This window comes from Kitasatospora purpeofusca (assembly GCF_042691725.1).
Classification (GTDB): domain Bacteria; phylum Actinomycetota; class Actinomycetes; order Streptomycetales; family Streptomycetaceae; genus Kitasatospora; species Kitasatospora purpeofusca_B.
Genome location: NZ_CP170483.1, coordinates 1,698,699 through 1,719,139 on the forward strand (window position 1 = coordinate 1,698,699; position 20,441 = coordinate 1,719,139).

Below are 20,441 nucleotides of genomic sequence, written 5' to 3' on the forward strand. Positions count from 1 at the left end.
GCCGCGCCGCCTCCGCGCCCGCACGCCGTTACGAGCACCAGGACGACCCCTCCCATGAGCACCTCCCCCAAGAAGACCCCGAAGACCGCCGCGAACGCCGACCGGAAGGCCGCCCGCCGGGCCGCCACCGAGCGGATGCGCGAGGAGCGCGAGCGCGCCGATCGGTCCGCCCGGATCCGCCGCCGCACGGTGGTCGGCGCCGCCTCCGCCGTCGTGCTCGCCCTGGTGGCGGGCGTGGCCCTCGCCGTCGGCGGCTCCTCCGGCTCCGGCGACACCGCGGCCTCCGGCCCGCTGGTCGTCCCGGCCAACGCGAGCGGCGCGGACGGCACCGTGATCACCTACGGCAAGGCCGACGCCCCGCACACCCTGGAGGTCTACGAGGACTTCCGCTGCCCGTACTGCGAGCAGCTGGAGACCACCACCGGTGCGACCATGCAGCAGCTCGCCGACGCCGGCAGCTACAAGATCGAGTACCACCTGGCGACCTTCCTCGACCAGGGCCTCGGCGGCAAGGGCTCGCGCACCGCGCTGGCCGCCGCCGGCGCGGCGCTGAACGAGGGCGTGGACAAGTTCAAGCAGTTCCACGACGTGCTCTACGCCAACCAGCCGGACGAGCGCGAGGACGCCTTCGCCGACGTCAACCACCTGCTCGACCTGGCCGGCAAGGTCCCGGGCCTGAAGACCGACGGCTTCGTCAAGGCCGTCCAGGAGGGCACCTACGTGCCGTGGGCGACCCAGGTGAACAAGGCCTTCGACAAGAGCGGCGTCACCGGCACCCCGACGGTCCGCCTGGACGGCCAGAAGCTCGACGTCTTCGCGGGCGGCGCGCCCGTCGCGCCCGAGAAGTTCACCGCGATGGTCAAGCAGGTGACCGGATGACCGCCCCCGCCGCCCGCCGCACCTACGGCGCGAGCCGCCCGTTCGCCCTGCTGCTGGTGATCGGCGGCGCGCTGGGGCTGTTCGCCTCCGTCGTCCTCACGCTGGACAAGATCCGGCTGCTGAAGGACCCGTCGTACGTTCCGAACTGCAATATCAATCCGATCATCAGCTGTGGCTCGATCATGCGCAGCGACCAGGCCGAGGCCTTCGGCTTCCCGAACTCGCTGCTCGGCCTCGCCGGGTTCGCGGTGGTGATCGCGGTCGGCGCCGGGCTGCTGGCGGGCGCGACGTACCGGCGCTGGTTCTGGCTGGGCCTGCAGGCCGGGACGGTGTTCGGGATCGGCTTCGTGACCTGGCTGATGTACCAGGCGCTGTACCGGATCGGGGCGCTCTGCCCGTACTGCATGGTGGTGTGGGCGGCGATGATCCCGCTGTTCTGGTACACCACGCTGCACAACCTGCGCTCGGGGATCATCCCGGTGCCGCGCGGCCTGCGCCCGGTGGTGCGGGAGGCGGCGCGCTACCACTGGGTGGTGCCGGCGCTCTGGTACGCGGTGATCGTGCTGCTGGTCCTCAAGCGGTTCTGGTACTACTGGTCCACACTGATCTGACCCCCCGCCCGCCTCCGGAGCCGCGTCGGCCCGGGGGCGGGCGCTCCGCGATCCCGGTGAGGCCGCGATGTCGAAGATCGTTCTTTTCATGTCCGTCTCGCTGGACGGCTACTTCGAGGGACCGGACCGGGACATCTCCTGGAACCGCGTCGACGAGGAGGTGCACCGCTACCTCAACGCGGTGCTGGGCTCGATGGCCGGCCTCGTCTCCGGCCGGGTCACCCATGAGCTGCTGGCCGACTTCTGGCCCACCGCCGACCGCGACCCGGCCGCCGAGCCCTGGACCGCCGAGTTCGCCCGGATCTGGCGGGAGATGCCGAAGACGGTCTTCTCCCGCACCCTGCGGCAGGCCGACTGGAACACCACCGTGCTCCCCGAGGCCACCCCGGAGGCGGTCGCCGCGCTCAAGGCGGCCGCCGGCGGGGACCTCGCCCTCGGCGGCGCCGGCCTGGCCGCGTCCCTGCGCGCCCACGGCCTGGTGGACGAGTACCACCTGCTCGTCCACCCCGTCCTGCTCGGGCGCGGCCGGCCGCTGTTCCCGGCCGACGGCGTCCCCGAGGACCTGGAACTGCTGACCACCCGCGCCTTCGGCAACGGCGTGGTCCTGCTGCGCTACGCCCGGGCGGCGGTCCGCGGCGCGAACCCGTAGGCGGCGACCTCGGCCAGCAGGGCGGCGCGGCGGTCCTCGTCCAGGAAGGAGGCCCGGAAGGAGTTGGCGGCCAGCAGTCGCAGGGTCTCGTCGTCCAGGCCGAGGGCCTCGGCGAGGGCGTCGAAGTTGTCGCCCGCGTAGCCGCCGAAGTAGGCCGGGTCGTCGGAGTTGACGGTGGCCAGCAGGCCGGCGGCGAGGATGGCGGGCAGCGGGTGGTCGGCGAGGGTGTCGATGCAGCGCAGCCGGACGTTGGAGAGCGGGCAGAGGGTGAGCGGGATCCGCTCGCGGACCAGCCGCTCGACCAGCGCCGGGTCCTCCAGGCATCGCAGCCCGTGGTCGATCCGCTCCACGCCGAGCACGTCCAGCGCCTCGGTGATGTACGCGGCCGGGCCCTCCTCGCCGGCGTGGGCGACCCGGTGCAGGCCGGCCTCGGCGGCACGCCGGTAGACCTCGCGGAACTTGGCCGGCGGGTGGCCGACCTCGGCGGAGTCCAGCCCGATGCCGGTGATCCGGCCGCCGAACCAGGGGCGGGCGGCCTCGAAGGTCTCCAGCGCGGACTCGGCGGACTCGTCGCGCAGGAAGCACATGATCAGCCGGGTGCTGATGCCGTGCCGCTCCTCGCTGCGGTCCAGCGCCCGCCCGAGGCCGTCCACGACGACGGCAAGCGGCACGCCGCGCGCGGTGTGCGCCTGCGGGTCGAAGAAGATCTCGGCGTGCCGGACCCCCTGCTCCGCCGCCCGGGCCAGGTAGGCGTCGGCGAGCTCGGCGAAGTCCTCCTCGGTCCGCAGCACGGCCATCAGCGCGTAGTACAGGTCGAGGAAGGACTGCAGGTCGGTGAAGGCGTAGGCGCGCCGCAGCTCCTCGGTGTCCGCGTACGGCAGGGTGACGCCGTTGCGGGCGGCGAGCGCGAAGGCGAGCTCGGGCTCCAGGGTGCCTTCGATGTGCAGGTGCAGTTCGGCCTTGGGGAGGGGCATCGGGGGCCTGTCCGGGGATCGCGGTGCGGATACGAAGTGGTCATCCTACTTTTCTGGCGTCTCCGACCACGCATCGGGCAGGTCACGCACCCGCCGCAGCGGCGAGGCGATCAGCAGCGCGGCGCAGGCCACCAGCAGCCCGATCGTGATCCACATCGCCGGCCGCAGGCCGAGCCACTCCCCCAGACCGCCGCCGATCACCGCGCCGAGCGGGATGGTGGCCTGGTTGGCGGCCATCGAGGTGGCCACCACCCGGCTGAGCAGCGCGGGCGGCGCGTAGCGCTGCCGGAAGCCGCCGATCACGACGTTGGCGAGCACCACCCCGGCCACCATCACCGCCGACCCGGCCGCGTACAGCAGCACCCCCGCGCCGGGCCGGGCGCTCGGCAGCAGCAGGCCGAACGGAGTGGCGGTGAGCAGGGCGAGCAGCACACCGCGCGCGGTGCCGTACCGGCGGGTGACCGGGCGGGCGAGCGCGGCGCCGGCCACCCCGCCCAGCGCCCCGGCGGCGGCCGGCCAGCCGACCGCGGCGGGGGCCACGCCCAGCTCGTCGACCAGGAACAGCACGGCCACCGCCTGGTAGCCGGCCAGCGCGAGGTTGGCGGCGGCGCCGTAGCGCAGCAGCGCGCGCAGGTACGGGTCGCGGCGGACGAAGGCCAGCCCCTCGCGGACCCGGCGGCCGAGCGGCGCCGGGTCGGCCGCCGGGGCCTGCGCCGGCCGGTCGCGGATCAGCAGCAGCGCCGCCGCGGCGGCCAGGAAGCTCGCCGCGTCGACGAGCAGTGCGGCGGCCGCGCCGAAGGCCTGGACGGTGAGCCCCGCCACGCCCGGCCCGGCGACCTGGGCGGCCGAGGCGCCGCCCTGGAGCCTGGCGTTGCCCTCGGTGAGCCGCTCGGGATGCAGCAGATCCGGCAGGTACGCCTGGTGCGCCGTGCCGAGGAAGACCGCCGCGGTGCCCGCGAGCAGCGCGACCAGCACCAGCTGGGCGAGGGTCAGCACGCCGAGCAGGGCGGCGGCCGGCACCGAGGCGTACAGCGCCGCCGCGACCAGGTCGGCCCGGACCAGCACGGTGCGCCGGCGCCACCGCCCGACCCAGACCCCGGCCGGCAGGCCGATCAGCAGCCAGGGCAGCCAGACGGCGGCGCTCAGCAGGCCGGTGGCGAGCGGTCCGGCGTCCAGCGTGACCACCGCGACCAGCGGCAGCGCGACGGCGGTGACGGCCGAGCCGAGGCGGCTGATCGTCTCGCCCGCCCAGAGCAGCCGGAAGTCGCGGTCGGCGAACAGGCCGGCGGGTAACCGGGGCGTGCCCCGCAGGCCGGTGTCCGTCACGGCCGGGCCGGGACGCTGTGGGCGAAGGCGAAGACCGACTCCCGCGCGCGCCCGTCCTCCGGAACCGGGCGGTCGGCCCACCGGGCCAGCACCGCGACCAGCTCGCCCGCCAGCTCGCGGGCCTCCTCCGGGGTGAGCCGCAGCCAGGTCTCGGTCGCGACGGCGCAGCCCTCCCGCCAGGGCTCGGGATAGTCGTGGCGGGCGGCGGACCAGCCGCGCACCAGCGCGGCCTGGCGCTCCAGCTGGAGCGAGCCGGCCGCGTCGGCGACGGCCTCGGCGACCGGGTCGGCGGCGAAGTCGGCGCGCCGCCAGCGCGGGGTGCCCGCGGTCGGGCGCCACCAGCGTTCGCGGCGGTCGCGGGCCAGCTCGGGGGCCTCCTCGACGAGGTCGGCGCCGGCCAGCACCTTGAGGTGGTGGCTGATGCTGCCGACGGCCTGGCCGGTGCGCTCGGCGAGCAGGCCGACGGTGGCGGGGCCGTCCACCGCGAGGAGGTCCAGCAGGCGGCGGCGGACGGGGTGGGTGAGGGCGGCCAGGACGCGGGAGTCGGCGATCTGCCGGACACCGTCCGCGACGGGCTCGGTGGGCTCGGTGGGCTCGGTCATGCGGCGAGGATATCCACAAGGACTCTTGTGCAACAGCCCTTGTACGAGAATCCTTGTCCGTCCCGGCGGCCACCGGACGCGTGTACCGGAGGGGCTCGCGGGGCACCGGGTACTCGGGGGGTTTCCGGTTCCCGCCGACGAGGGAGTGGACATGCGGCACCCCGACGCCCCGCACACCAGGCCCGAGGGCATCTCCCCGCACGCCCTGGACAACGACACCCTGGTGCACGAGCTGGAGCAGCTGCACCGGACCAGGCACGAGACCTTCCTGTACGGCTCCGAGGAGGCGCTGAAGCGGCACACCCTGCGCACCGGGCAGCTGGAGGCGGAGTACCTGCACCGCTTCCCCCGCCGCCTGGTCACCGCCGGGCGGACCAGGGCCGGCGCCCGCGCCCGCGCGGCCGCGGTCCGGGCCGAGGCGCTGCCCGAGTAGTCCGGCGGCCGGCGAACCGCCGCCCGGCGGGACACGCCGGGCCGTACCGGCGTGCCACGGCGCGGGCGGTGGGCGAGGGTGGGAGGACCGACACGTCCACCGCGCACACCCCCGGGAGGGCCGCGATGCCCATCGCAAGCGTGAACCCCGCGACCGGCGAGACCCTGGAGACCTTCGAACCCCTGGACGCGGCCGGCCTCGAACAGCGGCTGGCCCGCGCCGAGGCGGCCTTCCGGACGTACCGCACCACCTCCTACGCCCAGCGGGCCGGCCTGCTCCGCCGCGCCGCGGACCTGCTCGACCGGGAGCGCGAGACCGTCGCCCGGACGATGACCGAGGAGATGGGCAAGCCGCTGACCGCCGCCCGCGCCGAGGCCGCCAAGTGCGCCAAGGCGATGCGCTGGTACGCCGAGAACGCCGAGGCGCTGCTCGCGGACGAGCACCCGGAACCCGCCGACGTGGCCGACTCCGGGGCGGCCCGCGCGTTCGTGCGGTACCGGCCGCTGGGCGTGGTCCTGGCCGTCATGCCCTGGAATTTCCCGCTCTGGCAAGTCGTGCGGTTCGCCGCGCCCGCGCTGATGGCCGGCAACGTGGGCCTGCTCAAGCACGCGTCCAATGTGCCGCGCACGGCGGTGGCGCTGGAGGAGCTGTTCCGCCGGGCGGGCTTCCCGGAGGGCTGCTTCCAGACCCTGCTGATCGGCTCGGGCGCGGTGGAGGCGGTGATCCGGGACCCTCGGGTGGCCGCCGTGACGCTCACCGGCAGCGAGCCGGCCGGGCGGGCGGTCGCGGCCACCGCGGCCGACGAGGTGAAGAAGGCGGTCCTGGAGCTGGGCGGCAGCGACCCGTTCGTGGTCCTGCCGAGCGCGGACTTGGACGCCGCCGTCGCCACCGCCGTCACGGCGCGGTCGCAGAACAACGGGCAGTCCTGCATCGCCGCCAAGCGGTTCATCGTGCACGTCGAGGTCTACGACCGCTTCACCGCGGCGTTCACCGCGGCGATGCGGGCGCTGAAGGTCGGCGACCCGATGGACGAGGCCACCCAGGTCGGCCCGCTGGCCAGCCGGCAGGGGCGGGACGACCTGGCCGGGCTGGTCGACGACGCGCGGGCGCACGGGGCCCGGGTGGAGTGCGGCGGGCGCCGGCCGGAGGGCCTGGACGCCCAGGGCCTGGACGGCGGCTGGTTCTACGAGCCGACCGTGCTGACCGGCATCACGCCGCGGATGCGGATCCACCACGAGGAGACCTTCGGCCCGGTCGCCACCGTCTACCGGGCGGACGACCTGGACCAGGCCGTCGCGCTGGCCAACGACACCCCGTTCGGCCTCAGCTCCAACGTCTGGACGGAGGACCCGGCCGAACAGGACCGCTTCGTGCGGGACATCCAGGCCGGCGGGGTGTTCTTCAACGGGATGACGGCCTCGCACCCCGCCCTGCCGTTCGGTGGCGTCAAGCGCTCCGGCTTCGGCCGGGAGCTGTCCGGCCACGGCATCCGCGAGTTCTGCAACATCACCACGGTCTGGGTGGCCTGAGGCGTGTCTGCGCGCGCCCCGTCCGCGCCCCCGGCCGGGGCCGCGCGCCCCGGCCGGATCCGGCCAGGTTTCCGGACAGTCGATTGTTCCGCTTTGTCCGCCTCCCGGGAGACCGGAGCGGCGAGCACCGGGGAACGCCCTTCACCTCACCTGGACAGGACCCCCACAAAATCCCTTCGTTGACAAACCTGCGTAAATTCTTCCGCTCATATTGATAAAAGCTGAACCGCTTCTTTTCGGATGGCTGAACGCGCGCCCATCCCGTGAATAGAAAGCCGACGGAGACGCATTTCCGGCTACGTTCTGCGGTGACCGGCCGGAGGGTCGGTCACCACGGGAAGGAAACGCGATGAAGTCCCTCAAGCGTGCCGCCGCCCTCGTCTCCTCGGCCGCCGTGCTGGCCGGCGGCATGACCGTCCTGGCCGCCGGCCCGGCGAGCGCCGCCGCCGAGATCACCCTCCAGAACGTCGCCACCAGCCGCTTCCTCGACAGCAACGGCAACGGCAACGTCTACACCCTCCCCGGGAACGGCGGCTCGTACCAGCGCTGGTACGCCTCCGACCTGGGCGGCTCCACCTTCACCCTGCAGAACAAGGCCACCGGTTTCTGCCTCGACTCCAACGGCAACGGCAACGTCTACGCGCTGAGCTGCAACGGCGGCAGCTACCAGAAGTGGGTCCGTCGCGCCTCCACCTACGGCAACACCTACCAGAACCTGGCCACCGGCCTCTACCTGGACAGCAACGCCAACGGGGACGTCTACGCCCTGAGCGGCAACGGCGGCTCGTACCAGCAGTGGCGGTGACCGGCCGTCAGGTCGACCGGCGGTTCAATCGGGCATCCGATATGACCGTTCGTCACCCCTGAACTGCCCCTTCGTCAAGCGGGGGCCGCCCTCCCCGGCGCCTCAATCGCCGGGGAGGGCTTCCCCATGCTACGGTCCCCACTCCGGGGCCGACATACCCGGCGGCGTTCGCTCACGGCTGAACCAGCCCGCCACCTCGGGCCTCCGACCAGAATCGGCCGCAAGACCACTCGCACCCGGAACGACGGGGATGTTCAGTGACCATTAGTACACTCACATCAGCACTCCACCGCAGGACGGAGAGTGACGAGTCGTCGGTCACCTTAGCCCCCGCCGACCGGCGGACGCGGTTCATCCCCTGGGCGGTCGCCCTCGCACTGTTCCTGATCTACGCGTTCTTCACCGTCCGCCGCCACGAGCTCCTGCTCACCAGCGGATACGACCTCGGAATCTTCGAACAGGGCGTCCGCGGATACGCCGAGGGCCGCGGCCCGATCGTCGAACTCAAGGGCCCCTCCTTCAATCTGTTGGGCGATCACTTCTCGCCCGTCCTCGCCGCCCTCGCCCCGTTCTACTGGATCTGGCCCTCCGCCAAGACGCTGCTGCTCGCCCAGTCCGCCCTGGTGGCCGTCGCCGCCGTGCCGATCTGCCGGTGGGCGCTGCGCGGGGCCGGACCGGCCACCGCGCTGGTCGCCGGCCTCGGCTACGGGCTCTCCTGGGGGCTCGCCTCGGCGCTCGGCTTCGACTTCCACGAGATCACCTTCGCGGTGCCGCTGATCGCCTTCTCGGTCACCGCGCTCGGCGAGCGGCGCTGGACCGCCGCCGCCCTCTGGGCCGCGCCGCTGGTGCTGGTCAAGGAGGACCTCGGCATCACCGTGGCCGCCGTCGGCGCGTACATCCTGTGGCGCGGCGACCGCCGGGTCGGCGCGGCCACCGTGGTGTTCGGCGTCGGCGCCTCGCTGCTCGAACTGCTGGTGCTGCTCCCGGCGATGAGCCCCGGCGGCAGCTTCGCGTACTGGGACAACCTGAGCGGCGGCTCGGGCGGCCGGAACCTGCTCACCCTGCCGCTCGACCTGGTCACCCCGGGCGAGAAGGTCACCACCGTCCTGATGCTGCTCGCGCCGACCGCGCTGCTGGCCGCCCGCTCGCCGCTGTTGCTGGTCGCGCTGCCCACCCTCGGCTGGCGGCTGCTCTCCAACAACCCGGCCTACTGGGGCACCAGCTACCACTACAGCGCGGTGCTGATGCCGATCGTCTTCATCGCCTTCGTGGACGTCCTGGTGAAGGCTCGGGAGCGCGACGGCGTGCTGCCCCGGTGGCTCGCCCGGGCGGCCCTGCCGGTCAGCGCGGCGGTCACCCTCGCGCTGCTGCCCGGCTTCGCGTTCAGCCAGTTGTTCACGCTCGACCTCTGGCGCACGCCGGCCCGGGTCGAGGCCGCCCGGTCGGTACTGGCCGCCGTCCCGGACGACGCCCGGGTCGCCGCCTCCAACCGGCTGGTGCCGCAGCTGACCAACCGCTGCGAGGTCATCGTGTTCGGCTGGCCGCAGCAGTGGTCGAGCGCCGAGTGGATCGTGGTCGACGAGGACCAGCCGATGGGCTGGCCGCTGCCACCCGACAAGGAGCGGCAGGAGGTCGCCGCCGCCAAGCGCGGCGGCTACCACGTGGTCCGCAGCGACCACGGCATCACGCTGCTGCAGCGCACGGCCGGCGGCCCCGCCGCGACGGCCGACACGCCCGCGCCCGGCACGCCCGGGGCCGGCTGACCCGCCGCCCCGGGCCGGACCGCCCCGGCCCGCCCGGCCCGGGGCGGTCCGCCCCGCTCCGAACCTGCCCCCGTCTCCGACCAGTTCAGGGATCCCGTGCCAGTCGAAACCGGGCTCAGCCCGTCCACCCGAACGAACCGACCGCTGCTGCCGCGCGCCGCCCGCCCGTCCGCGCCCGGCAGCGCCGGCCCGCTCGCCGGGCGCCGGACCGCCGTCCTGACCCTGCTCTGCTTCGCGGTGACCGCCGCCTGCGGGCTCCAGCAGTGGTCGGCGGTCCTGCTCGGCGGGTTCGACCTCGGCATCTTCCACCAGGGCGTGGCCGGATACGCGCACTTCGGCCTGCCGATCTCCCCGGTCAAGAGCTACCACCACGAGTTCCCGCCCGGCTTCTCCCTGCTGGGCGACCACTTCTCGCCGATCCTGGCCGCGCTCGCCCCGCTGTACTGGATCTGGGAGGACCCGCGCACGCTGATCCTCGGCCAGGCACTGCTGTTGGCGGCCGGCGTCCCGCTGATCCGCCGGATCGCGGTCCACTGCTTCCCCCGCCCGGTCGGCGGCACCGCCACGGACGGCGGCGCCGAGCGGGCCGAGGAGGGCGGGCAGGCGGACGCCGCGCACACCCGCGCCGTCCGCCGGATCGCCGACCTGGCCGGCCTGGCCTACGGCCTCGGCTGGCCGCTGCTGGCCGCCGGGCGCGGCGGCTTCCACGAGGTCGCCTTCGCCGTCCCGCTCATCCTGCTGATGCTCGAACGCGGCCTCGCCCGCCGCTACGGCACCGCCGTCCTCGCCGCCGCCCTGCTCTGCGCCACCAAGGAGGACCTCGGCCTGCTGGTCGGCGTCTACGGCCTCGTCCTGCTCTGGCGCAGCCGCCCGCGCGGCGACCGGCAGGGCGAGCGGGCCGGGGACCGCCGCGGCCTCGCCCACGGCGCCGGCCTGCTGGTCGGCGGCCCGCTGGTCTCGGCGCTCGCCATCGTCTGGCTGATCCCCGCGATGGGCGGGCAGCCGGACTACTACTGGGTGTACGGCCCGATCGGCCCGGACGCCGGGACCGCGTTCACCAACCTGCTCGGCGACCCCCTGCTGCTCGTCCGGGTCGCCACCGACGCCACCGTCAAGCCGCTGCTGCTGCTCTGGCTGTTCGGCACCCTGTTACTGCTGCCGCTGCGCTCCGCGACCACGCTCTGCCTGCTGCCGCTGCTCGCCGAGCGCGTGCTCTCCGACAACCCCAACCACTGGTCGATCGCCCACCACTACGACGCCCTGCTCTGGCCGGTGCTGCTCACCGCCTGCCTGGAGGTGCTCGGCCGCCTGTACGCCCGGGGCGGGACGCACCGGCGCGCCGCCTACGGCCTGGGCACGGCGGTGGTGGCCGGCTCGCTGGCGTGCAGCCTGCTGCTGGGCGGGATCAGCGTGCTCACCCCGGCCTTCTGGCGCCCCTCGGCGAGCAACGCCGCCCTGGTCCGGGGCGCCGCGCAGATCCCGGACGGCGCGCTGGTGGAGGCCGACAACCAGGTGGTGCCCCGGCTGGTCGGCCGCACCGACGTCGTCCTGGTGGACGCCACACCGCGCGGGCGCGACTACGTCCTGATCCGCTCCGACACCCGGACCTTCCCGTTCCAGACGACGGACGAGCAGGCCGACCGGATCGAACTGCTGCTCGCCCACGGCTACCGGCAGGTCTGGGCCGAGGACGGAGTGGTGCTGCTGCACCGGGAGAGCGACGAGCCGGTGCCGGGCGCGGCGGTCCCGGACGGGAACAGCACGCCGGTGAAGGAGATCGTCCCCTCGGACGTCGGCCACAACCTGTTCAAGGGCTGAGGACGCACCGGTGGCCCCGGTACGGACCGGGGCCACCGTCGGGACGGGATCAGGTGGCCATCCGGTGGCGGACCGGGAGGGTCGTCCGCCAGCGGACGAACACACCCGCCAGGGCGAGCAGGGTGGCGCCCCAGACGACGCTGAAGACGATCAGCATCGGCAGCCAGGTCACCTGGGCGGCGACGGCCCCGAGGCCGAGCGAGAGGCCGACCATGAAGACCAGGGCGGTCGGGGTGAGACTGCACAGCCAGTGCAGGGCCCGGTGCGCCCAGCTCGGGTGCTCCGGTGCGTCGGGGCCGGTGTCCAGGGCCTTGTAGGTGATGAGATCCATCGGCAATCGCCTCCGGGGGTGTCGGTCGGGGGAGGTCACGAGGCCTTCCGGGGAGTGGCGGACTTCCGGGTCGTGGTCTTCTTCGCGGCGGACCGCGTGGTCTTCCTGGCCGCCGTGGTCTTCTTCGCGGCGGCGCGCTTGCGCGGGGCGGGCTTCTCGTCGGCCTCCTCGGCGTCCTCCGCTTCCCCGGCCTCCCCGGCCTCCTCGGCGCGGGTGCGGCCCGGGTGGGCGTCCTTGGCCTGCCGCAGACTGGTGCGCAGCGCCTCCATGAGGTCGATGACGTTGTCCGGCGCCGCCCCCGCCTCCTCCTCGTGCGGCACCTCGACGCCCTGCAGCCGGGCCTCGATCACCTGCTGGAGCGCCTGCTGGTAGTCGTCGTGGAGCTGGTCGAGGTCGAAGTCCTCGGAGAGGGTCGCCATCAGGGAGCGCGCCATCCTCAGCTCCTGCGGCCGCACGGCGACGTCCTCCTCGGGCGCGATGCCGGCCGCCGGGCGGACCTCGTCGGGCCAGATGCAGGTCTGGAGCACCAGCGTGCCGTCGTGCACCCGCAGGACCGCCGGGGACTCCCGGGTGCGCAGCGCGATCTTGGTGACGGCGATCTGCCCGGACTCGACGAGCGCGTCGCGCAGCAGCGCGTAGGGCTTGGCGGCGGCCTTGTCGGCGACCCCGACGTAGTAGGCCTTGGAGAACATCAGCGGGTCGATCTCGCCCTCGTCGACGAAGGCCAGCACGTCGATGATCTTCTTACTGGGGAGCGGGAGGTCGGCGAGGTCCTCGTCGGTGAGGGTGACGGTGCGGCCGTCCGGCGACTCGTAGCCCTTGGCGATCTCCGTGTACGGGACCTCCTTCTCCTCCCGCTCGCAGTACCGCTTCATCCGCACCCGGCCGCCGTCCCTGGTGTGCACCTGGTGCAGCGGGACGTCGTGCTCCTTGGTGGCGGAGTACAGGTGGACGGGGATCGAGACCAGGCCGAAGCTGATCGTCCCCTTCCAGGTGGTCTGCATGGGGTCGCTCCTTCCCGGAGCCGTCCCGCGGTTCGCGCCGGCCGGGCACCGGCCCCGGAGATTTCCACTCTGCCCGGATTCGCGCCGTTCGGCCACAGGATGCCGCCGGACCCGTCGCGGACCGGTCGGGCGGACAATGGACGGCGGGACGGAGGTGGGCGTGTGGAGCGGAGCAGCCGGCCGGCCCCGCCGCCGGACGCGACGACGTACCGGGTGCGGTACGCACTGGCCGGCGCGGCGGGGGTGCGGCACGCCGAGGTCACCGTGGTGCCGGGGTACTCGCGCGAGAGCGACCTCCCGGCGATCCTGGCCGCCCGGCTCACCGGGCGGCCGGCGGACGCGCGGCGGATCGTCCTGCTGGAGGTGGCCGAGGCCCGCGACCCCGCTTCCTCGGGCCGCGAGCCTCCTCGGGCGGGGAGCCTTCTCAGGCCCGGAGCGAGGCCAGCGTGACGACGGTGATGTCGGACGGCGCGCCGACCCGGACCGGCGGCCCCCAGGCCCCGGCGCCGCGCGTCACGTAGAGCTGGGTGTCGCCGTAGCGCTCCAGCCCGGCGACCGTGGGGTTGGCCAGCTCGGCGATCAGGTTGCCCGGCCAGAGCTGCCCGCCGTGGGTGTGGCCGGAGAGCTGGAGGTCGACGCCGTGCCGGACCGCGTCGTGGATGGTGACCGGCTGGTGCGAGAGCAGGACGGCGGTGCGGGCCGGGTCGCGGTCGCCGAGCGCCCGGCCGAAGTCGGGGCCGTCGCCCTCCCGCTGCCCGGCGAGGTCGTTGACCCCGGCGAGGTCGAAGCCGCCCAGCTCCACCCGGGCGTTCTGCAGGGGGTGGACGCCCAGCTCCCGGACGAAGTCCACCCAGGGCGCCGCACCGGAGAAGTACTCGTGGTTGCCGGTGACGAAGAACGCCCCGTCGCGGGCCCGCAGCTGCGCCAACGGCTCGGCGTCGCGGCCGAGTTCGGCCACCGTGCCGTCGACCAGGTCACCGACGATCGTGATCAGGTCGGGCTTGGCGGCGTTGATGGTGTCGACGATCCGCTGCGTGTGGGCGCGGCCGAGGAGCGGCCCGAGGTGGATGTCGCTGACCACGGCTATCCGGTACCCGTGGGCGCGGGCCGGCAGCTTGGCCAGCGGGACGGTCACCTGCTTGAGCCGCGGTCCGCGCAGGACGCCGTAGGTGCCGGTGCCGACCACGGCCGCCGCCGCGCCGGAGGCGCCGAGCGCGACCGCCCGCGCGACGAACAGCCGCCGCTCCGGCGAGGGGGCGGCCTGCGCCTCCGGTGCGTCGGGCGCCTCCCCGCCGTCCTCATCGACGGACTCCGGGGCGGCCTCCGGGGCGGCCGCGGCCGGTGCGGTGCGGCGGACCGGCAGGCGCAGCAGCAGCGGTCGCAGCAGCTCGCCGACCCCGAGCGCGAGCAGCAGGTACAGCAGCACCGGCAGCCAGAGGTAGCCCGGCCAGGCGAACCAGCGCTCGACCGCCATCGGGAACGCCCGCCCGCCGACCAGCGCGCCGATCGAGAGCACCGGCAGGACGACGGCGAGCACCGTGCCGGCCCGGCGCCAGCGGCCGCCCGGCGCCGAGACGTCGCGCACCAGCCGCCGCCAGAGGTACCAGTGGACGAGGGCCAGCAGGCCCAGGACGAGGAGGGCACCGAGCACCACGAGGACGATCATCACGCGAGAAGTATGGACGGCCGCCTGACAAACCCCGCCGGAGGGCCCCAACGTGCTGCCGCTGCGTCAGATTTGAGCTTTTCGCGGCCTCTTCTCACCTGCGCTGACCTGGCCTTTTCCGTCCGCTCAACGAACATTTCGCGGCGCCTTGTTCCGATAGCCGGAGGTAGCGACTAGGTTGCACCGCAATGCGCGGATCCGTCCCCCACCCTCCGGCGTTCGAGCCGAGGGTCAGGCCGCGCCGGAAAGGCACAGGGCACCCTCACGATGCGTGCGGACATCACCACCCGGGCCGGTTCCTCACCGGCCGGCTCCCCCGGGAACTCCCCCTCCCCCGGCCAGGGCGGCGACGGCCACCTCAAGGCCGGGCTCAAGAACCGTCATCTGTCGATGATCGCCATCGGCGGTGTGATCGGCGCGGGTCTGTTCGTCGGCTCCGGCGCGGGCATCGCCGCCACCGGCCCCGGCATCCTGCTCTCCTACGCGCTGGCCGGTGTGCTGGTCGTACTGGTCATGCGGATGCTCGGCGAGATGGCGGCGGCCGACCCGCAGAGCGGCTCCTTCTCGGCGTACGCGGACCGGGCGCTGGGCCGCTGGGCCGGGTTCACGATCGGCTGGCTGTACTGGTTCTTCTGGGTGGTGGTGCTGGCCGTCGAGGCCACCGCCGGCGCGAAGATCCTCAACAACTGGATGCCGGGCGTGCCGCAGTGGGCGTTCGCGCTGATCGTGATGGCCGTGCTGACCGCGACCAACCTGGGCTCGGTCGCCTCCTACGGCGAGTTCGAGTTCTGGTTCGCCGGGATCAAGGTGGTGGCGATCGCCGCCTTCCTGGTGATCGGCACGCTGGCCGCGTTCGGCCTGCTGCCGGGCACCCACGCGGTCGGCGCCACCAATCTGACCGGCCACGAAGGCTTCCTGCCGCACGGCGTGGGCGCGGTGTTCACCGGCATGCTCACCGTCGTCTTCGCCTTCATGGGCAGCGAGATCGTCACCCTGGCCGCCGGCGAGTCCGAGGACCCGCAGAAGGCGGTCAGCAAGGCGACCAACAGCGTCATCTGGCGGATCGGGATCTTCTACCTCGGCTCCATCCTGCTCGTGGTGACCCTGCTGCCGTGGGACTCCGCGGCCGTCGAGGGCAGCCCGTACGTCGCGGTGCTGGAGCACGTGGGCATCCCGGGCGCCGGGCGGGTGATGGACGTGATCGTGCTGACGGCCGTGCTGTCCTGCCTCAACTCGGGCATGTACACCGCCTCCCGGATGGCCTACTCGCTCGGACAGCGCGGCGACGCGCCGAAGGCCTTCGCCACGGTGACCAAGCGCGGCGTGCCGCGGGTGGCGATCCTCTCCTCGGTGGTGTTCGGCTTCGTGGCGGTGTTCTTCAACTACACCTCGCCCGACACCGTCTTCGCCTTCCTGCTGAACTCGTCCGGCGCGGTGGCGCTCTTCGTCTGGCTCGTGATCTGCTTCTCCCAGCTGCGGATGCGCCGGATCCTCGAGCACGAGTGCCCGGAGCGGCTGACCGTCCGGATGTGGCTGTACCCGTACCTCACCTGGGCCGCGATCGGCATGATCGGGTTCGTGGTGGCGTACATGTTCACCGACGCCGACGGTCGGAAGCAGATGTACTTGTCGCTGGTCGCCGCGGCCATCGTGCTGGCGGCGTCGGCCGTGGTGGGCCGCCGGCGGCGGGCCGCGGCGGTGGCACCGGCCTCCTGAGCCGGCACGCAGTACCGTCCGCGGGCACCGGGCCCGGGAGCCGTTGCGGAGGCTCCCGGGCCCGGCCGCCTTTCCGGTGCCGTTCCGTGACGGACCGGACATGACCCGGCGACGCTGCGGCCCCTACCCTTTCCCCTCATGCGAGATCTTGCAGCGGGGATGGGGTACCTGGCCAAGGGCCAGAAGTGGGTGGCGCGGCACGGCCGCTGGTGGGCGTTCGGGATGCTCCCGGCGCTGATCACCCTGGTCGGCTACGCGGTGGCGCTGTTCTTCCTGGCCGGCTGGTCCGGGGACCTCGCCGAGTGGGCCACCCCGTTCGCCGACTCCTGGTCCTCGCTCTGGCAGGACCTGCTGCGCACCACGCTCGCCGCGCTGGTCTTCGTCGGCGGGCTGCTGCTGTCCGTGCTCACCTTCACGGCGGTCACCCTGCTGGTCGGCCAGCCGTTCTACGAGGAGCTGTGCGAGAAGGTCGACGAGACCGAGGGCGGCGCGCCGACCCCGCCGGAGGTGCCGCTCTGGCGCGAGCTGGTGGTGGCGGCCCGGGACAGCCTCCTCGTCCTGGTGCGGGCCGGCGGCTTCGGCGTGCTGCTGTTCGCGGCCGGGTTCGTCCCGGTGGTCGGGCAGACCGTGGTGCCGGTGCTGGGCTTCGCGGTCTCCGGCTTCTTCCTCACCCTGGAGCTGACCTCGGTCGCGCTGCAGCGGCGCGGGGTGCCGCAGCGCGAGCGGCTGCGGCTGCTGCGCGGGCGGCTCGGCCTGGCCCTCGGGTTCGGCGTGCCGCTGGTGCTGGGCTTCCTGGTCCCGCTGGTGACGGTGGTCGCCATGCCGGGCGCGGTGGCCGGCGCCACGCTGCTGGCCCGCGACCTGGTGCCCGTCGAGGAGGGGCCGGCGGAGGAGGACGGTGGCGGCGAGGACGGCGGCGAGGAGGACGGCGGCCAGGAGCCTGACGCGGCGGCCGTCCCGGAGCTGCCGGGCTACGACGCGCAGCGGCCCGTGGCGGGCAACCCGTACGCCGACGGCCCGGCCGCGGGCAACCCGTACGCCGCCGCCCCGCGCCCGGTGGAGCCGAACGCGTACCGCGGCGCGTGAGCGCGCCGTCACCCTGCGCCCACCCCGGTCCCGCCCGCGTGTGAGGCCCCCCACAGGGACCGGGCGGTCTACTGCCGCCGATAGTGGACGGCCGCCCGGCGGCGCGCCACCGGGGCTCCGCGGGACGCCGCCCGGCGGGTGCCCGCGCGACCGACGGGGCGGCGCCGGACCGGAACGACCCAGGCGGCGGGCCGGTTCGGGCCGTTGGTTCGTCGACGACTCCGCCGATCCCCCCATCGATTCCTCGAAACGGACAAAACGCCACGAAGCGCCCGCCGTCGGCCGGGCGCTTCGCCGTTCCGGCCGCTCGCTCCACTACCGCCCGTCGTAGCAGGCGGCTTTGCCGCCCCCGCCGGGCTCTGCCAAGAATGGCCCGTCGCCAGGCAGCGCGGCCGGTCCCCCGCCGCGCAACCCGTCCCACCCCGCCCGTCCGCACCGGGACACCACCACGGCCGTCCCGGAGCCGCCGCGGGCCGCTCCCCCGAGCGGGTCCCGCGCGATGTCCGGCGCCCGCGCCGCCGCCCCGCCCGGGGCCGGCACGCCCCGACGGCCACCGAGGCCCCGACGGCACCCCGACGGAAAAGGATCGACCGCTCCATGCAGCTCAGCCATGCCCGCCGCAACTCGCTGATCACCGGGATCACCACCCTGGTGGTGGCGAGCGCGGCCACCGCCGCCCTCGCCATCCCGGACAGCGGGACCGCCGTCGCCGAGGCCCCCGCCGCCGCGGTGGTCGGCACCGCCGGCGACACCTCGGCGGACGCGCAGGCCGCCGCCGCGGCGCAGGCGCAGGCGGACGCCGCCACGCAGGCGCAGGCCGCCGCTGCCGCGCAGGCCCAGGCCGAGGCGGACGCCGCCGCGCAGGCGCAGGCCGCCGCTGCCGCGCAGGCCGAGGCCGAGGCGAAGGCCCAGGCGGACGCGAAGGCCAAGGCCGACGCCGAGGCCGCCGCCTCCCGCTCGCAGGAGCGCTCCGCCCTGAACAGCAAGCCGTCCTACTCCGGCAGCCCGCGCGAGATCGCCGCCCAGATCGTCCCGGCCGGCCAGCTCCAGTGCTTCAACAACATCGTGTCCCGCGAGAGCAGCTGGAACATCACCGCCACCAACCCCTCCTCCGGCGCCTACGGCCTGGTCCAGGCCCTGCCCGGCTCCAAGATGGCCTCGGCCGGCGCCGACTGGCGCACCAACCCGGTCACCCAGATCAAGTGGGGCCTGGACTACATGAACTCCCGCTACGGCAGCCCGTGCGGCGCCTGGGCGTTCTGGCAGTCCCACCACTGGTACTGAGCCGGCTCCCGCGTCGATGACCGACGGGGCGCGTGGTCCGGACTGTGAGCTGGCCGAAATCCTGATGGCCCCGCGCACGTCCGGGGCGCCAGAGTGGGACCCATGGACCATGTGAGGCTCTCCGACGGGGTCGTCACGCTGACGCCGTTCCGGGCGGCGGACATAGACGCGCACCTGGCCGGCGAGGACGAACTGCTGGTGCGGTGGCTGAACGGCGGGCCGAGCACCCGGGCGGGCACCGAGGAGTACGTGCGGCGGTGCACCGCGCAGTGGGTGCACCGCGGGCCGGCCCGGGTGTTCGGGATCCGGACCGGGCCGGAACCGGTGCTGGTCGGCACGATCGACCTGCGGTTCGCGATGCCGTGCCTCGGCCCGGGGCAGGTCAACATCGCGTACGGCCTCTACCCGGCCTGGCGCGGCCGGGGCCTGGTGACCCGGGCGGTTCACCTGGTGGGCCGGTACGCGGCGCTGGAGGGCGCGACCGAGGGCGTCATCCGGGTCGACCCGGAGAACCTCGCCTCGGCGGCCGTGGCCCGGCGGGCCGGTTTCCGCTACGCCGGCCGGGTGCTGGAGCCGACGGGGAACCGGCTCGACCGGTACGTCCGCGAGCTGGTCGGGGCGCCCGCCGGCACCCGGACGGCCGCCGTCGGCGCGGTCTGAACGGCCCCCTTCGAGGACGGCTTCAAGGGCCGCGCCGAACGGCCGCCACCACCTCGCCGGTCACCAGCCCGACCGCGATCGCCGTCACCAGGGTGACCAGCTCCATCAGGTCGCGGAACCCCCCGATGGGGTGCCCGCCGGCCAGGTCGGTGAGGCCGCGCATGCCGAGCGAGCCGACGGTCAGGGTGAAGAAGCCGGGCAGCAGCAGGATCAGCCGCGGCGGCGCCCCCGGCCGGGCGGCGAGCCGGGTCGCGGCGGCGCCGAGGACGACGGCGGCGGCGAAGGTCCCGGCCACCTCGCCCGCCAGCCAGGTGGCCAGGCTCTGCACCGCCACCGTCAGGTAGACCAGGAGCAGCAGCACCGGCCCGAACCGGGCGGGGACGGCGAAGGCGAGCACGGTACCCGCGGTGAAGACGATCCAGGCGGTGAACAGCACCCAGCGCGGCAGGTCCTGGGTCGCCGTCAGATCGAACAGCGCGTGCCGGTCCCGGCCGGTGACGGCGAGTCCGATCAGGATCCCGACGTACAGCTGGAGCAGCAGGAACACCGCGTAGACCAGCCGCACGGCGCCCGGGGTGAGGTGCCCGGCCGCGAGTTCGGCGGTGGCCGCGCTCAGGTAGTCACCGGGGACGAAGAAGAACAGCGCGGGCAGCATGATCAGCACCGGTCCGCCGTGCGCCGGGGTGCGGGCGAACACCAGCAGCGCGACCACCGAGACCACCACGGCCGCCGCCAGCGGCAGCACCGGACCCAGCCGGGGCCGACGGCCCGCCGCCAGCACGAGCGTCGCGCTCGCCGAGGCGAGCACGGCGGTGGAGCCGACCTCCCACCAGGTGGGCTGCATCAGCGGGGCGAAACCGAGGGAGAACAGCACGATCCCGAGCGCCTTCGCCCACCGGGGGTACGGCGGCGGGGCGGTGTCGACGGCGGCGAGCCGCCCGGCCGCGGCGGGCAGGGTCAGCCGGCCGTCCGCGAGGTCGGCGAGCAGCGCACGGACGGCGGCCACCTGGTCGAGCCGGAACACCTCGGGGAACGCCCGGACGGTCACCGTGCTGGTCCCGCCGCCGGAGGTCACGCTGAGCACCGCGCCCTCCGGGACGACCAGCAGCCGCGCCGAGCCGCCGAGCACCCGGGCCGCCCCGGCCACGGCCGGTTCCAGCTCCTCGACGCCCTCGCCGCTGTTGCGCAGCAGCACGGTGGTCAGCCGGGCCAGGAAGGCGGTGAGTTCGCCGACCCGGGGTGGCCGCGTCAGCTGTTCCACAGGCCCGCCTCCGTCCGTGTCCCGACCGTGCCGACGCCTCCAGC

At 74.3% G+C, this 20,441-nt stretch carries 20 protein-coding genes; 13 read left to right on the forward strand and 7 right to left on the reverse strand.

From position 1 onward, the window contains the following. Positions 1–54 precede the first annotated feature (54 nt). From ACFCLZ_RS06665 to ACFCLZ_RS06675, 3 genes are all read left to right on the forward strand, one after another. Positions 55–879: a DsbA family protein gene (locus ACFCLZ_RS06665; RefSeq protein WP_380283805.1), complete on the forward strand. Its 825-nt coding sequence runs from the start codon at positions 55–57 to the stop codon at positions 877–879. Further along, positions 876–1,490 carry a vitamin K epoxide reductase family protein gene (locus ACFCLZ_RS06670; RefSeq protein ID WP_380283806.1) on the forward strand — a complete coding sequence of 205 codons (615 nt, stop codon included), beginning with the start codon at positions 876–878 and terminating at the stop codon, positions 1,488–1,490. Before ACFCLZ_RS06665 ends, ACFCLZ_RS06670 begins: the two co-directional genes overlap by 4 nt. Positions 1,491–1,557: 67 nt before the next feature. Beyond that, complete coding sequence (locus ACFCLZ_RS06675; RefSeq protein WP_380283807.1) at positions 1,558–2,139, forward strand: dihydrofolate reductase family protein; 582 nt, start codon at positions 1,558–1,560, stop codon at positions 2,137–2,139. Here ACFCLZ_RS06675 and ACFCLZ_RS06680 read toward each other — a convergent pair. The 3 genes from ACFCLZ_RS06680 to ACFCLZ_RS06690 are packed head-to-tail and all read right to left on the reverse strand — an operon-like array spanning position 2,103 to position 5,041. Further along, the gene (locus ACFCLZ_RS06680) at positions 2,103–3,113 is read right to left on the reverse strand and encodes an adenosine deaminase (RefSeq protein WP_380283808.1); all 1,011 of its coding nucleotides are present in this window, start codon (positions 3,111–3,113) and stop codon (positions 2,103–2,105) included. The genes ACFCLZ_RS06675 and ACFCLZ_RS06680 overlap by 37 nt on opposite strands. Before the next feature lie 45 nt (positions 3,114–3,158). Next, complete coding sequence (locus tag ACFCLZ_RS06685; RefSeq protein ID WP_380283809.1) at positions 3,159–4,439, reverse strand: MFS transporter; 1,281 nt, start codon at positions 4,437–4,439, stop codon at positions 3,159–3,161. Then, positions 4,436–5,041 (reverse strand): ArsR/SmtB family transcription factor, encoded by a 606-nt coding sequence (locus ACFCLZ_RS06690; protein WP_380283811.1) that lies wholly within the window; start codon positions 5,039–5,041, stop codon positions 4,436–4,438. The genes ACFCLZ_RS06685 and ACFCLZ_RS06690 overlap by 4 nt, the downstream gene beginning before the upstream one ends. 151 nt (positions 5,042–5,192) lie before the next feature. On the opposite strand from ACFCLZ_RS06690, the gene ACFCLZ_RS06695 reads away from it, so the two are divergent. The 5 genes from ACFCLZ_RS06695 to ACFCLZ_RS06715 all read left to right on the forward strand — a co-directional run bounded on the left by ACFCLZ_RS06695 (position 5,193) and on the right by ACFCLZ_RS06715 (position 11,389). After that, on the forward strand, positions 5,193–5,474 hold the full coding sequence (locus tag ACFCLZ_RS06695) for a DUF6158 family protein (protein WP_380283812.1): 282 nt from the start codon (positions 5,193–5,195) through the stop codon (positions 5,472–5,474). Positions 5,475–5,599: 125 nt separating this feature from the next. Further along, positions 5,600–7,003: an NADP-dependent succinic semialdehyde dehydrogenase gene (locus ACFCLZ_RS06700; RefSeq protein WP_380283813.1), complete on the forward strand. Its 1,404-nt coding sequence runs from the start codon at positions 5,600–5,602 to the stop codon at positions 7,001–7,003. 349 nt (positions 7,004–7,352) lie between these two features. Continuing rightward, a complete protein-coding gene (locus ACFCLZ_RS06705; RefSeq protein WP_380283814.1) occupies positions 7,353–7,808 on the forward strand; it encodes a ricin-type beta-trefoil lectin domain protein in 456 nt (151 codons plus the stop codon). A gap of 257 nt (positions 7,809–8,065) precedes the next feature. Continuing rightward, entirely contained in the window at positions 8,066–9,571 is a 1,506-nt protein-coding gene (locus tag ACFCLZ_RS06710) for a DUF2079 domain-containing protein (protein ID WP_380283815.1), read from the forward strand. A 96-nt stretch (positions 9,572–9,667) separates the two neighbouring features. Further along, positions 9,668–11,389, forward strand: coding sequence for a DUF2079 domain-containing protein (locus ACFCLZ_RS06715; protein ID WP_380283816.1), 1,722 nt, complete (start codon positions 9,668–9,670; stop codon positions 11,387–11,389). A gap of 49 nt (positions 11,390–11,438) precedes the next feature. On the opposite strand, the gene ACFCLZ_RS06720 is transcribed toward ACFCLZ_RS06715, so the two are convergent. Beyond that, positions 11,439–11,720, reverse strand: a complete 282-nt coding sequence (locus ACFCLZ_RS06720) for a hypothetical protein (protein WP_380283817.1) — start codon at positions 11,718–11,720, stop codon at positions 11,439–11,441. 35 nt (positions 11,721–11,755) lie between these two features. Next, positions 11,756–12,724 carry a Ku protein gene (locus ACFCLZ_RS06725; protein ID WP_380283818.1) on the reverse strand — a complete coding sequence of 323 codons (969 nt, stop codon included), beginning with the start codon at positions 12,722–12,724 and terminating at the stop codon, positions 11,756–11,758. 162 nt (positions 12,725–12,886) lie between these two features. On the opposite strand from ACFCLZ_RS06725, the gene ACFCLZ_RS06730 reads away from it, so the two are divergent. Then, positions 12,887–13,174, forward strand: coding sequence for a hypothetical protein (locus tag ACFCLZ_RS06730; protein WP_380283819.1), 288 nt, complete (start codon positions 12,887–12,889; stop codon positions 13,172–13,174). Here ACFCLZ_RS06730 and ACFCLZ_RS06735 read toward each other — a convergent pair. Further along, entirely contained in the window at positions 13,149–14,390 is a 1,242-nt protein-coding gene (locus ACFCLZ_RS06735; RefSeq protein ID WP_380286094.1) for a metallophosphoesterase, read from the reverse strand. The genes ACFCLZ_RS06730 and ACFCLZ_RS06735 overlap by 26 nt on opposite strands. 267 nt (positions 14,391–14,657) lie before the next feature. On the opposite strand from ACFCLZ_RS06735, the gene ACFCLZ_RS06740 reads away from it, so the two are divergent. From ACFCLZ_RS06740 to ACFCLZ_RS06755, 4 genes are all read left to right on the forward strand, one after another. Continuing rightward, positions 14,658–16,106, forward strand: coding sequence for an amino acid permease (locus ACFCLZ_RS06740; protein WP_380283820.1), 1,449 nt, complete (start codon positions 14,658–14,660; stop codon positions 16,104–16,106). Positions 16,107–16,244: 138 nt separating this feature from the next. Next, entirely contained in the window at positions 16,245–17,192 is a 948-nt protein-coding gene (locus ACFCLZ_RS06745; protein ID WP_380283821.1) for an EI24 domain-containing protein, read from the forward strand. 597 nt (positions 17,193–17,789) lie between these two features. Then, complete coding sequence (locus ACFCLZ_RS06750) at positions 17,790–18,476, forward strand: lytic transglycosylase domain-containing protein (protein ID WP_380283822.1); 687 nt, start codon at positions 17,790–17,792, stop codon at positions 18,474–18,476. Between the two features lie 102 nt (positions 18,477–18,578). Further along, complete coding sequence (locus ACFCLZ_RS06755; RefSeq protein WP_380283823.1) at positions 18,579–19,136, forward strand: GNAT family N-acetyltransferase; 558 nt, start codon at positions 18,579–18,581, stop codon at positions 19,134–19,136. 22 nt (positions 19,137–19,158) lie between these two features. On the opposite strand, the gene ACFCLZ_RS06760 is transcribed toward ACFCLZ_RS06755, so the two are convergent. After that, positions 19,159–20,397 (reverse strand): threonine/serine exporter ThrE family protein, encoded by a 1,239-nt coding sequence (locus ACFCLZ_RS06760; RefSeq protein ID WP_380283824.1) that lies wholly within the window; start codon positions 20,395–20,397, stop codon positions 19,159–19,161. Positions 20,398–20,441: the final 44 nt, after the last annotated feature.